The organism is Streptomyces sp. NPDC051020 (assembly GCF_040683105.1).
Classification (GTDB): domain Bacteria; phylum Actinomycetota; class Actinomycetes; order Streptomycetales; family Streptomycetaceae; genus Streptomyces.
Genome location: NZ_JBFBCG010000069.1, coordinates 1 through 12,339, shown reverse-complemented (window position 1 = coordinate 12,339; position 12,339 = coordinate 1). Strand labels below are relative to the sequence as shown.

The 12,339-nt window shown below is 71.2% G+C and carries 7 protein-coding genes; 3 read left to right on the top strand and 4 right to left on the bottom strand.

Annotated elements, in window-relative coordinates:
* Positions 1-16: 16 nt before the first annotated feature.
* A complete protein-coding gene (locus AB0N06_RS29205) occupies positions 17-1,636 on the bottom strand; it encodes an amidohydrolase (protein WP_366137679.1) in 1,620 nt (539 codons plus the stop codon).
* Positions 1,637-1,781: 145 nt separating this feature from the next.
* On the opposite strand from AB0N06_RS29205, the gene AB0N06_RS29200 reads away from it, so the two are divergent.
* On the top strand, positions 1,782-2,771 hold the full coding sequence (locus AB0N06_RS29200; RefSeq protein WP_366137678.1) for an AsnC family transcriptional regulator: 990 nt from the start codon (positions 1,782-1,784) through the stop codon (positions 2,769-2,771).
* Between the two features lie 644 nt (positions 2,772-3,415).
* Here AB0N06_RS29200 and AB0N06_RS29195 read toward each other — a convergent pair.
* The 3 genes from AB0N06_RS29195 to AB0N06_RS29185 form a co-directional block, all read right to left on the bottom strand.
* Entirely contained in the window at positions 3,416-4,660 is a 1,245-nt protein-coding gene (locus AB0N06_RS29195) for an SWIM zinc finger family protein (RefSeq protein WP_366137677.1), read from the bottom strand.
* Positions 4,657-7,536: a DEAD/DEAH box helicase gene (locus tag AB0N06_RS29190; RefSeq protein WP_366137676.1), complete on the bottom strand. Its 2,880-nt coding sequence runs from the start codon at positions 7,534-7,536 to the stop codon at positions 4,657-4,659. The genes AB0N06_RS29195 and AB0N06_RS29190 overlap by 4 nt, the downstream gene beginning before the upstream one ends.
* A gap of 66 nt (positions 7,537-7,602) precedes the next feature.
* The gene (locus tag AB0N06_RS29185; RefSeq protein WP_366137675.1) at positions 7,603-9,846 is read right to left on the bottom strand and encodes a plasmid pRiA4b ORF-3 family protein; all 2,244 of its coding nucleotides are present in this window, start codon (positions 9,844-9,846) and stop codon (positions 7,603-7,605) included.
* Between the two features lie 335 nt (positions 9,847-10,181).
* On the opposite strand from AB0N06_RS29185, the gene AB0N06_RS29180 reads away from it, so the two are divergent.
* Positions 10,182-11,384 (top strand): IS110 family transposase, encoded by a 1,203-nt coding sequence (locus tag AB0N06_RS29180; protein ID WP_366137674.1) that lies wholly within the window; start codon positions 10,182-10,184, stop codon positions 11,382-11,384.
* Positions 11,385-11,520: 136 nt separating this feature from the next.
* Positions 11,521-12,339 (top strand): transposase (locus AB0N06_RS29175; protein WP_366137673.1); only part of this gene is annotated, 819 nt, incomplete at its 3' end.

Genomic DNA, 12,339 nt, shown 5'->3' with positions numbered 1-12,339 from the left:
CGGCCGAGTGGACTGATTACCGCGTGCCGGTCAGGGTGACCAGGAGACCGCCGACGAAGGTGTGCGTGGGGCTGAGGTCACGCAGGGCGTCACCCGGGCACTGGGCGGGGTCCTGGTCCCAGACGGTGAGGTCGGCAAGGCGGCCGGGGGTGAGGGTGCCGCGCAGGTGTTCCTCGCCGGTCAGGCGGGCGGCGCCCGCGGTATGCAGGGTGAGGGCTTCGTCGTAGGTGATGGCGTGCTCGGGGCCCTTGACCCCGATGACGGTCTGCCGGGTGGTCATGCCCCAGATGGAGCGCATCGCGCCGAACTGGCCGACGGGGAAGTCGGATCCGGCGCTTACCTCGGCGCCCAGGTCGATCCAGCCGCGCGCGGGGAACAGCCGGGCGACGCGTTCCGGGCCCCAGAAGCCCTCCTCGACCTCGGCGGTGTCGTGCAGCAGCGGCTGCTGGATGGTGACCGGGATGCCCAACGCGACGGCGCGGGCCTGCTGTTCGGGACCGGCCAGGCCGCCGTGCTCCATCACCAGTGTGCCGGCGGGCAGACCGGGGTTGCGCTCAAGGACGCGCTCGTAGACGTCCAGGAGGGTGCGGACCGCGCGGTCGCCGTGGGCGTGGGTGCCGACCCGCCAGCCGCGTCGGACCACGGCCTCGACCGCCTCGACCAGCGCGTCCGGCTCCCAGATCAGCATCCCGGAGAAGGCGTGGTCGCAGGCGTACGGCTCCTCGGTGGCCCCGGCCTCCAGGCCGCCGTCGAGGCCGAACTTCACCCCCCACACCGACAGCCACGGGTCGCCGTTGTCACGCCATTCCTCCATGACGTCGAGCAGGTCCTCCACCTGTGCGGCGCTGGTCAGTCCGAGGGCCGAGATCAGCGCCCGCACCCGGGTGCTGAGCGCCCCCGCTTCGCGGGCGGCCAGGAGCACCGCGTAGTCCTCGGGTGTGACCGCGCAGTCGCGTACGGTCCCGATGCCCGTGGCGGCGTAGTCGCGGCTGGCCAGGCGCAGTCCGTCGATGCGCTCGGCCCGGTCCGGATCCGGGACCAGGTGCTCCACCAGGTGCAGCGCGTTGTCGATCAGCCGGCCGTCCAGCTTGCCGTCGGCGCCGCGGCCGATGGTGCCACCCGGCGGCACGGGGGTGTCCTCGGTGATGCCCGCCAGACGCAGCGCATAGGTGTTGACGACGTCGTTGTGGCCGCCGCGCTTGACGAGGACCGGGTGCCGGTCGGTGGCCTGGTCGAGTTCGGCCGCGGTGGGCATGCGGCGCTCGGCCAGATTGAGTTCCTGCCAGTTGGTGGTGGTGCGGATCCACTCGCCCTCGGGAGTGACCGCGGCCCGCTGCCGGATCAGGTCGAGGAACTCGGGAATGTTCCGGGCCCGGTGCACGGGGACGTCATGGGCACCGAGCGCCGCGAAGATCAGGTGGGTGTGGGTGTCGTCGAAGGCGGGCAGCACGGTGGCACCCGGCAGGTCATGGACCTGCGTGTCCGCGCTCACCAGGTGGTCGAGACCGTTCGGGTCGGCGGACACGGCCGCGATACGGTCTCCGCGCACGGCTACTGCCCGCTGTGGGGCCTGACCGGGCACCAGGGTGTGCACCGCGCCGGCGCGGATCAGCAGGTCGGCTCCATGATCAGTCATCGTCTTCTCCCTCATCTCGCAGGTGCCGGATCCCGAACCAGTCGTTCGGCGACGAGACTGTTGTAGGAGTGATGCGGGAATTCATCGCCAAGCTGAAGACTCCTGCGCAGAAAGTACGCCAGGGCCCGGGCCTATCATGCGGATCATGCGACAGGTGCTCGATGAAACCGATCGGCGGATCGCGGCCGCTCTGGTCGCCTCGCCGCGTGCCTCCTGGCGGGAGGTGGCCCGCTGCCTGGGGCTGTCCGAGCGCACGGTCGTACGCCGTGTCGCCCTGCTCTACGCCGACGGCACCCTGCGCGCGACCGTCGTACGCAACCCGGCCCGCTTCCCGCACCTGATCCCCATCGCCCTGCGCATCCGCTGCCGCCCCAACAAGATCCGGCAGGTCGCCCAGGCGCTGGCCCGCCGCAGCGACACCGTCTGGGTCGACATCCTCGGCGGCGGCGACGAGATCTCCACGATCTTCTTCCTGGAAGGTACCGAGACCCGCAACAACCTGCTGCTGCGCGACCTGCCCGCCACCGACGCCGTCGGCTCCTGGACCGCCCACACCCTGCTGCGCGTCTTCCCCACCGCGTTCCGCTGGACCGCCGGCCTCCTCTCACCCGCAGAACTGGCCGAACTCGCCCCCGACCCCGCGCCACCGACGACCTCGGCACCGTCGCACACGCCTCTCGACGTCGACACCGCGCTGATCGCCGGGCTGACCGAGGACGGCCGGGCCACCTACACGGACCTGGCCCGCCGCGCCGGCACCACCGCGCTCACCGCCCGTCGACGGTTCGAAGCCCTCATGAAGAGCCAGGTGCTGCGCCTGGCCACCGAACTCGATCTCGCACTGCTCGGCGCCCAGACCGAGGCATTGCTGTGGATCTCCGTACGGCCGGGAGCGCTGCAGGAGACCGCGCAGACCCTGAGCGCCCACCCGCACGTCCGGTTCTGCGCCGCCACCACCGGTCCCGCCAACCTGGTCGTCGCGGTCGCCGCCGCGAACCTCGACGCCCTGTACACCTTCCTCACCGACGCCGTCGGCCCCTTGGAGGCGGTCACCGCCATCGACACCACCCCGCTGCTGGCGACCGTCAAACGCACGGGCCTGATCCGACCACTGCTGCCCCGGCATCGGTCCTAAAGACGATCCTCCCTCCCGTCGATCGCGTGGTGGACGGGACCGATCGCCGGACGCCCGCTACGAGAGCACCACCCGGCCCAACCCCACCGAGCCAGCTCCAGCGCCTCCTTACGTCCCAGTTCCACCCCCTGCACCGGGGCGGGCCGCACACTGCTCACGACCCGCCGTCCGTGCCAGCGGGGATGCCGAAGCGCCGGGCGTCAACCGGCCACAGCACCGGGCTGGACGGTCGCCGCCTCCACGGTGTGGGAGATCTTGAGGCAGGCCGGGGTCGACCCGGCGCCCCAGCGCTCCGACCGCTCCTGGGCGACGCTCCTCTGGTGTCGGCGCGCCCGAACCGCGCGCCGTCGATGCCCCATCGCGTGTCATTCGGCGCGCCCGCCTCGGTGGCCTCATCCACGAATACGCGCAGGTCGCACAGGACGACATGGGTTGTCGGCACGCACAGGCCCGCGCCGGACCGCATCCGGACCGCCCGGGCCACCGGTCTGTGCAACCTGCCCCTACACGAGGCCGCCCAGAACAAACATTTCTGACAGTTTGTCAAGGGGGCATGAGCTCCTTGGCGAACGGTACCGGGTGACGCAAGTCCGGAGACGTGAACCTGTGGGCTGAGGCGGCGGTTCGCGGGTCTGTCGTACGTGTCATCTCTTGTTCTGCCGCCAGACGGAGGTGAGCGCCGTGACGGGGTCGGGGTCGGCCGGCGCTGCTGGCCACCAGTGGCCGTCGTCATGCTGGAGGTAGGGGTACCAGCGGGTGTCGGGGCCCAGACGCAGTTGGATGTGGTAGTCGGTCAAAGTGAGGCGGTTGCGCCAGGCCCTGAGGGTGACCGGGGTGGTGGTCATTTCGGTGAGGGCCTCGGTCAGAGCGGTGCGGGCGGCTGTCATCGTCGTCGGGTCGGGGGCGTGGGAGTGTTCGGCGACGGAGATGCCGGTTGGGCCGGCATACCGCCAGGCGCGGGTGAGGCGGGCGAACGCGGCCGGTTTGGCACCGGTGTGCTGGATGAGGTGGTGGAACCAATCGGGCCCGCAGTTGCTTGCGGCGATCCGTACCGCGTCCTCGTGCTGGGACAGGTGCAGGTTGGTGGTGTCGCCCGTGAGCAGCCGGGCGGCACGTGCGGCGGTGTCCGCCATGAGGCGTTTGAGGTCCGTGGCCGACAGACCGGTGCCGAGTGGCGGGGCGGCGGGCAGTGCGGCGGTGTGGGGGGCCGGTTCGGGGAGTTCGGGAAGCGGCGGAGTGTGGTCGGCCAGGGCGGCCCAGGCTGCGTAGGCGCCGGCGGCCGGTAGTCCGGCTGGGGCCGGTGGGGTGGAGGTCGCCTGGGCGGCCGTACGGCGGGCGCGCAGCTGGGCGAAAACCTCCTCCCGTCCGCGGCCGCGCAGGGCGAACACGACGAAGGGGTCGGCGTCGATGGTGGCGGCGATGGCGTAGCAGAGCGCGGCGGCGTGTTTGCAGGGGTAGCCCCAGTCGGGGCAGGAGCATTCGGGGTCGAGTTCGGTGGGCTGCGGGAGCAGGGGGACGCCGGCGTGGCGGGCGTCGTCCACGAGTTCGGCAGGCATCTCGCCGTCGAGGAGTGCGGCGAGATGCCCGGCCCGGGCCGCGATGGTGTCGAGGAGGGTGTTCCACTGGGCGTCGGTGAGGACGGGCAGATGGACGGCGGAGCGGTAGGGGCGGGGCCTGCTGCCCTGGACGGCGGCTTTGACCTGGCCGGGGGCGATGGTGACGGGGCCGACCATACCCCGGCGGGCGTAGGTGCGTCCGCGGGACAGGCGCCCCGAGTCCAGGGTCGAGTCCTCCAGGGCCGTCACCCATGTCTGGCCCCACCAGGTCGCGGCGAAGGCACGACTGCCGCGCGTGGGCGCGCGTCGCGGGCCGGGGATCGAGGGGCTCATGACTGCCTCCCCAGGGCGACGAGTTCGGCGAGATCGGCGTCGGACAGTTCGGTCAGGGTGGCCTCACCGGAGCCGACGACGGCGTCGGCGAGCGCGCGCTTGGATTCGAGGAGCTTCGCCACCTTGTCCTCCACGGTTCCCTCCGCGAGGAGTTTGTGGACCTGTACGGGCTTGTCCTGGCCGATGCGGTAGGCGCGGTCTGTGGCCTGGTCCTCGACCGCCGGGTTCCACCAGCGGTCGTAGTGCACGACATGTGTGGCCCGGGTGAGGTTGAGGCCGGTGCCCGCGGCCTTCAGGGAGAGGAGGAACACCGGCACCTCGCCGCGCTGGAAGCGGTCCACCATCTCCTCGCGCGCGGTGACGGGGGTGCCGCCGTGCAGGAAGAGGGTGGGGACGCCTCGTTCTGCGAGGTGCTTCTCCATCAGGGTCGCCATCTGCTTGTACTGGGTGAAGACCAGCACAGACTCACCTTCGGCGATGATGGTGTCGACCAGTTCGTCGAGCAGCGCCAGTTTGCCGGAGCGGCCGTGCAGTGGTGTGGACTGGCGCAGGTACTGGGCGGGGTGGTTGCAGATCTGTTTCAGCGCGGTGAGGAGCTTCAGGATCAGGCCGCGGCGGGCGATGCCCTCGGCTTCGGCGATCTTCGCCATGGTTTCGCGGACCACCGCCTCGTACAGGCTCGCCTGCTCAGCCGTCAGCGGAACGACACGGTCGGTCTCGGTCTTGGCGGGCAGTTCTGGTGCGATGCCCGGGTCGGACTTTCTGCGACGCAGCAGGAAGGGACGGACGAGACGGGACAGGCGTTCGGCGGCCTGTGGGTCCTCGCCGGTCTCGATGGCGCGGGCGTGGCGGTCACGGAAGGCGGTGAGCGGGCCGAGGAGTCCGGGGGTGGTCCAGTCGAGGAGCGCCCAGAGTTCGGAGAGGTTGTTCTCCACGGGGGTGCCGGTGAGGGCGACGCGGGCGCGGGCGGGCAGGGCGCGCAGTTCGCGGGCGGTGACGGCGTAGGGGTTCTTGACGTGCTGGGCCTCGTCGGCGGCGATCAGTGACCAGGCGGCTTCGGCGAGGGCCTCCCGGTCGCGGCGCAGCACTCCGTAGGTGACCAGGACGATCTCGTCCCCGGCCAGGTCCTTCAGGTGGCGGTCGCCGCCGTGGTAGCGGCGCACCGGCGTGGTCGGCGCGAACCGGGCCGCCTCACGTTGCCAGTTGCCGAGCAGCGAGGCCGGGCAGACGACGAGCGTGGGGCCCGCGGTGGCGGGGTCGGTCTGGCGGTGCAGGTGCAGAGCGAGCAGGGTGATGGTCTTGCCCAGGCCCATGTCGTCGGCGAGACAGCCGCCGAGACCTAGCTCGCACATCTCGGCCAGCCAGGCCAGGCCCCGTTTCTGGTAGTCGCGCAGCGTGGCCTTCAACGCGGTGGGCTGCGGGGCGGGAGCGCGGGATTCGGGGTCGCGGATACGGGCGACGAGGTCGCCGAGCGCCCCCACTGCCGCACAGCGAAAAGTCTCCCCGTCCTGTTCCATCTCGCCGGTCAGCGCGGCGCCCAGTGCTTCCATGGGGGCGAGCGGTTCCAACCGGCGGCGCCTGGCGCGGGCCACCAGCTTCGCGTCGGCGACCACCCACTGGTCGCGCAGCCGGACCAGGGGGCGGCGCGTCTCGGCGAGGGCGTCCATTTCGGCCTCGGTGAGCGGGTCGCCGCCGAGCGAGAGCTGCCAGCGGAAGTCGAGGAGGGCGTCGGCGTCGAGCATGCCGCCCGCGGTGGAACCGGGCGCGGTGTGTTGCCCGATCTCCGCGGTCGCGGTGAGTGCCTTGACGAGCTCGCGCGGCCAGTGCACGTCGATACCGGCGGCGCGCAGCGTGTCGGTGGCTTCGCCCAGCAGGTCGAATGCCTCGTCGTCGGTCAGCCGCAGATGATCCGGAGCGGCGTCCTTCAGCAGCCGGTCGAGCGGTGACCAGACGCGGGCGCCGCGACGCAGGGCGAGCAGCGTCTCGGTCTCGGCGCGCGGGCCGAGCACGCGCCCGGTCTCGGCCGGCTCGCTCCACAGCCGTGCAGCCTCCACGACGAGCGCCGGATCCGCCGCGGTGTGCACCTGCAGGACAGCCCGGAACTGCCGGCGGCGGCCCTCGGGTACGTCGACCCGCAGTGAGACCCTGACGTCGGCGGTGACCGCGGCGGCGGTCTCCTCGGCCCACTCGTGCAGGACGGGCACGGCACGCGTCTCGCGCCAGGCGTACGGCAGTGCTCCCATGGCGAGCGGAGCGGCGGGAGTGCGGACCAGTTCGTCAGCGACAGCGTCGCAGAACCGGTGTACCAGCGCGGCCGGTTCGGTGATCCGAAGCGGGGCCGGACCCGGTTCCGGCAGGCAGTGGCCGTGGGGCGGGAAGGCGGCGGCGAGGGCATCCAGCGTCTGACGCTGGGCGGCGGTGAAGGGGCCCGCCTCCCAGGTGTCGTAGCCGGCGGGGGTGAGGGCCGGGTGGAGACGGCCGTCGGCGAGCAGCCGGAGCGCGAAGCGGGCGGCGGCCTGCCAGGCCGCGGCGGACGGGTGCCGCGGCTGTGCTCCGGACAGCGCGGCGACAGCGAGGGCCACGGGCAGCGCGTAACCCTCCGCCTTGCGCCGTCTGACCGTGCGGCCGTGCGGCAGCACGAGCTCCGCCGCCCCGGTCTCGACGCCCGCGGGTGCCATGCCCTCGGCGGCGGCTGCCCCGGCGGGCTGCCAGAGCAGCAACCGGCCGAGGCGGGCAGGCTCGCCGGGCAGGAACACCGCCGCCCAGCCGCCGTTGAGCAGACTCCGCGCCCAGGCAGCCGACTCCGGTGCGGCCAATGGCGGCACGCTCCCCGTGCCCGTGCCCTGCTCCCGTACGAGGACTCGTGCCACTCTCATTCGCCTCACCGTCGTCCAGGCGGTCTTCACCGCGACTTCGTTCACCAGCAGGTTCCGACCCTGCTGTCACCGGCGGGAGTGGGCCTTGTTCGCCGCGGTACGCATGCGTTTGGCCAGCCGCTTGTCGATGCCGCGCAGGCCCTCACCCAGTTCGGCGAGCACTTGGGCGGTGGCTGGGTGCTCCACTCGCCACAGGTCGTCCACCCGCTGTTCGAGCGCCTCCGGCGCCGTGTTCCAGTTCTCCAGGAAGCTCCGGGTCAGCTCCTCGCTCTCCTGAGCACCGGCGAGGATCGACAGTCCGTCGATGAGCAGCCACAATCCGGCCTCCTCCGCCCGCGCCGGGTTTACGCGTGCTTCTGCCCCAAGGCGTGCGCCCAGGGTCGTGGTGGCCACCTGGCGGCACCCCTCGACGTCGGACTCCGCTGCCTTGCGCAGCACGCGCAGTGCCCGGGGGTCGTCGAGGTCGGCCAGCACCAGTTGGGCCACGGCGCGCTTCGCCGCTGCCGCGGAGTCGTCTCCCGCGCATGCGTCGAGCAGCCCTACCGCGGCATCTGTCGCCGAACGGTGCTCCATCCACCCTTCGACCTCCCGGCGCATTTCCTCGGGGGAGTAGCCCAGGAGCCCCTGGAGCAGAGCGTCGGCGTCCGCTTCGGCGTACTCACCGAGCAGGGGGGCGGGCACACCGCACTCCATCAGGTAGGCGCGGAGCCCGTAGCGGCCGAGTGGGGTGAGCCGCATGCGGTGCCCGCGCTTGTCGTCCCATGACCGGTCCGACGCCGTCGTCGAGGTTCCCGAACCACCGCCAAGCTCCTGTCCGACCATGGCGTTCAGGAGTGTGCGCAGAGTCTCCTCGGCCGAATCGTCGCCGTCGCCGGGCTCGTACTCCACCGCACCCAACACGGCGAGCCCTTTCCCGAGCTCCCGGAAGGACGCCGCGAACAACGCCTGGAAGAAATCGAACTCCGGCCCGTTCGCGCCCACCTCACGGGCCTTCGCACGCAGGTCTTCGCCATCCACCCAGGCGTCGTCCGGAGCGTCGTACAGCAGGCCGACGAGGCCGTCGGCGATCTCGGCCGACAGCTCGCCCAGCTCACCGTGCCACCCGTCCAGCACCCCCGTCTCACCGATCTCCTCGAGCAGATCGCCCATCGTGGCGGCCCAGAACTCCAGGAGGCCCTCACCGGTGAAGTCGGTTGCCGCGCCACCCGACGCGCGGCCCCCGCTGATGGTGATCAGGCCACCATCCACGGCGAGCCACCACGGATCATCGAGAACGGCCATGTCCTTGGCGCTGCGCAGCGATTTCAACGCACGAGCCCGCACGACGGCGTCGGCATACGGCGAGTCGTCGCCGGCCAGCGTCCACAGCTTGAGCTCCTCGACGGCCTCACGGGCGAGCGCGGGCCGCAGCACCCGGCCGGTGGTGACCTGCCGTCCCTCGCCGCACCAGGCGGCGAGTCGCAGCGCCGCGTCGAAGAGCGGAACACCCCGCACGGCACCGACAAGGTCCTCCTGCGGAGCCAGGGTCACCGGGCGCAGCACAGGCACATCCTCGGTCGGTCCGTAGACTTCGGCATCGACCGGATAGCCGACCTGGCACTGCCCGCAGGTACACAACACCACGTCCTCGGCGGTCAGCCGACGGACACCGCCGCGCCCGGCCCGATCACCGGTCGGCGGCTTCGCTTTGCCGGACACTGTGTCCGGCGTCAACTGAGCCAGCCGCGCGGTGATCCCGTCCCGGTCGAAGGCCGCCGGATCGTAACCGGCCCCCCGCAGCTCGGCGACAAGCTCACCGTACGGGCCAGCCCCGGCCCCTTCCGGGGCGTCGAGACACCCCAGCACCTCGGCCAGCCCCCACACGCCGCCGATGTCCTCGGCCGGTACATCGGCGCGACGCCCGCCGACGCAGCGCACCGTCCGCTCCGCGCCGACCGGGCGCGGCAGCGCCTTCTCCAGCGTGATCCCGTGCTCCCAGTCATCGCCGAAGTCGTAGACGTAGCGCAGCCGTGCTCCCTCCTCGGCCAGAACGTCGCCGAGCGCGGCGGCGTCCTCGCCGCGGACCCCGTGGCCGAAGCCGAGATCGACGTCGGTGAGTCGGGCAGCATCGCCGTACCCCTGGCCGAACTCGTCGGTGAAGAGGTGAAGATGGCCACCGTGCCATCCGAAGGCGACCTGGATGGCGTCGTGCAGCGTCCCGAGCGAGGTGTCGGACGGCAGCACGAGGCGCCGCCACAGGGGCGGTCTCGTGCCGTGCAGCACGATCTTCAGCTGGAGATCGAACGGGGCCGTCTTCCCGTCTCGCTGCATCTGCTGCTCCCACCGCCGCACCGAGGCCACTCGAACGGGCCCATCATGGCGCAGTCGGTGTGCCCAGCCCAAACCCGGATGTGGCGGCCACCCCGTTACCTTTTTCGTGGCCTCGCAATGAGGCTCCCGGCCTTCGGCCCCGGTATGACTTGAGCCCCCAGTCGATGATGATCGAAAAGGTGGTGTCGCCGGTGCCGGAGGCATTGGCAGACCGCTGATTAGAGGCACGAGCGCCGACCTCCTGACGGGGCGAGGCAGTCTCTTCGTAACGTGGATGCCGGCACGCTGATGCCGCAGGTGAGGCCGGGGAGAAGCGAGGGGCGGGAGCTACGGACGTGACGGACAGATCTGACATCGACGCCTATCTGGGCCTGGATGTCGGCAAGGGTGAACACCACGCTACTGCCGTCAATGCCGCAGGGAAGAAGGTGTTCGACAAGCCGCTGCCCAACAGCGAGCCGAAGCTGCGGGAGCTGTTCGAGAAGCTGCGGACCAAGCATGGGACCGTGCTGGTGGTTGTCGACCAGCCGGCCTCCATCGGGGCCCTGCCCCTGGCGGTCGCCCGGGACGCCGGCTGCCAAGTCGCCTACCTGCCAGGACTCACGATGCGGCGGATCGCCGATCTCTATCCCGGTGAGGCCAAGACCGACGCCCGCGACGCGTTCATCATCGCGGACGCCGCCAGGGCCATGCCCCACACTCTGCGGACGATCGTTCCTGCTGATGAAACGGTCGCCGAGCTCGCCATGATCGCGGGCTTCGACGATGACCTCGCAGGCGAGTCCACCCGGATCGCCAACCGGCTCCGGGGCCTGCTCACCCAGATCCATCCCTCTCTCGAGCGGGTCCTGGGCCCGCGCATCCAGCACCCGGCCGTGCTCAGACTGCTGGACCAGTTCGGCTCCCCGTCCCAGATCCGCAAAGCCGGAAGGCGACGGCTGGTCACCCTGATACGGCCGAAGGCACCGCGGATGGCCGAACGGCTGGTCGAGGACATCTTCATGGCACTCGACGAACAGACCGTCACCGTCCCGGGCACCGATGCTGCCGCACTCATCGTCCCCAATCTCGCGAGCTCGCTCCAGTCCGTCCTTGACCAGCGCAAACTCCTCGCCGCGAGGATCGAGGAACTCCTGGAGGCTCACCCTCTTTCCCAGGTCCTGATCTCAATGCCCGGCATCGGGATCAGGACCGCGGCCCGCATCCTCATCGACGTCGGTGACGGCAGCGGCTTCGCCACCGCCGGCCACCTCGCCGCCTACGCCGGCCTAGCACCCGTGACCAGAGCCTCAGGCTCGTCCATCCGCGGCGAACACCCTTCCCGGCGAGGCAACAAACAGCTCAAAAGAGCCTTCTACCTCGCCGCGTTCGCCTCGCTCTCTCAGCCTGAGTCACGCGCCTACTACGACCGCAAACGCCGCGAGGGAAAGCACCACATCGCTACCCTCATCGCACTGGCCCGACGCCGCATCGACGTCCTCTTCGCCATGCTCCGCGACGGCACCTTCTACCAGCCGCCCACGCCCACTACGGCTTGACGAAGGCAATAGAGGCACCTTTTGGGCTCTCCTGCCGTATGTGTGGGTGCTCTGACCTGCCCTGATACGGGAAACACGCCGTCTCCTGCCAGGCTTGAGGTGTCTGGGCTCAAGTTGGATCAAGCAGGAAAACGGCGTGTCCCTCTTCAGGATATGGAAGCGGACGCTGACGGCCGAACACACGGTGGTCGAGGGCGTCCGGATCGACGAGAACGAACAGTGTGTGGTCGTGTCGGTACGGCCGGATGCGCGCCGTCGGCAGCGGTGCGGCCGATGTCGGCGCCCGGCGCCCTGGTACGACGCGGGGCGGGGGCGGTGCCGGTGGCGGGACCTCGACCACGGGGTGCTGCGCGTCTTCCTGGAGGCCCGGGCGCCGCGGGTGACCTGCCGTGAGCACGGGACGACCGTCGCCGCGGTGCCCTGGGCCCGTCACGGTGCCGGGCATACCCACGCCTTCGACCAGCAGGCGGCATGGATGGCCGCCGAGTGTTCCAAAAGTGCGGCCGCGCAGCTGATGCGCACGTCCTGGCGGACCATCGGCGCGATCGTCGAGCGGTACGTCGCCGACCGCGACCGGTCCGTCGACCGCCTGTCGGGGCTGCGGCGGATCGGCATCGACGAGATCAGCCACCGCAAGGGGCAGAAGTACATGACGGTCGTCGTGGACCATGACACCGCGAGGGTGGTGTGGATGGCCGACGGGCACGGCAAGGACGTCCTGCACCGCTTCTTCGGCCGGCTCGGCCCCGACCGCGCCGCCCGTCTGACACACATCAGCGCTGACGGCGCCGCCTGGATCGCCGAGGTCCTCCTCGATCGGGCCCCCGGCGCGATGCGGGTGATGGACCCCTTCCATGTCATCGCCTGGGCCACCGAGGCGCTGGACGCCGAGCGCCGGGCCTCGTGGAACCGGGCCCGCCGCGAGCTCGGCGACCGCGACAGGGCCCGGGCGCTG

What these genes read in the sequence shown, in the direction of transcription:
- AB0N06_RS29205 (WP_366137679.1), bottom strand. Translation starts at nt 1,636, where the DNA reads ATGACTGATCATGGAGCCGACCTGCTGATCCGCGCCGGCGCGGTGCAC.
- AB0N06_RS29200 (WP_366137678.1), top strand. Translation starts at nt 1,782, where the DNA reads ATGCGACAGGTGCTCGATGAAACCGATCGGCGGATCGCGGCCGCTCTG.
- AB0N06_RS29195 (WP_366137677.1), bottom strand. Translation starts at nt 4,660, where the DNA reads ATGAGCCCCTCGATCCCCGGCCCGCGACGCGCGCCCACGCGCGGCAGT.
- AB0N06_RS29190 (WP_366137676.1), bottom strand. Translation starts at nt 7,536, where the DNA reads ATGAGAGTGGCACGAGTCCTCGTACGGGAGCAGGGCACGGGCACGGGG.
- AB0N06_RS29185 (WP_366137675.1), bottom strand. Translation starts at nt 9,846, where the DNA reads ATGCAGCGAGACGGGAAGACGGCCCCGTTCGATCTCCAGCTGAAGATC.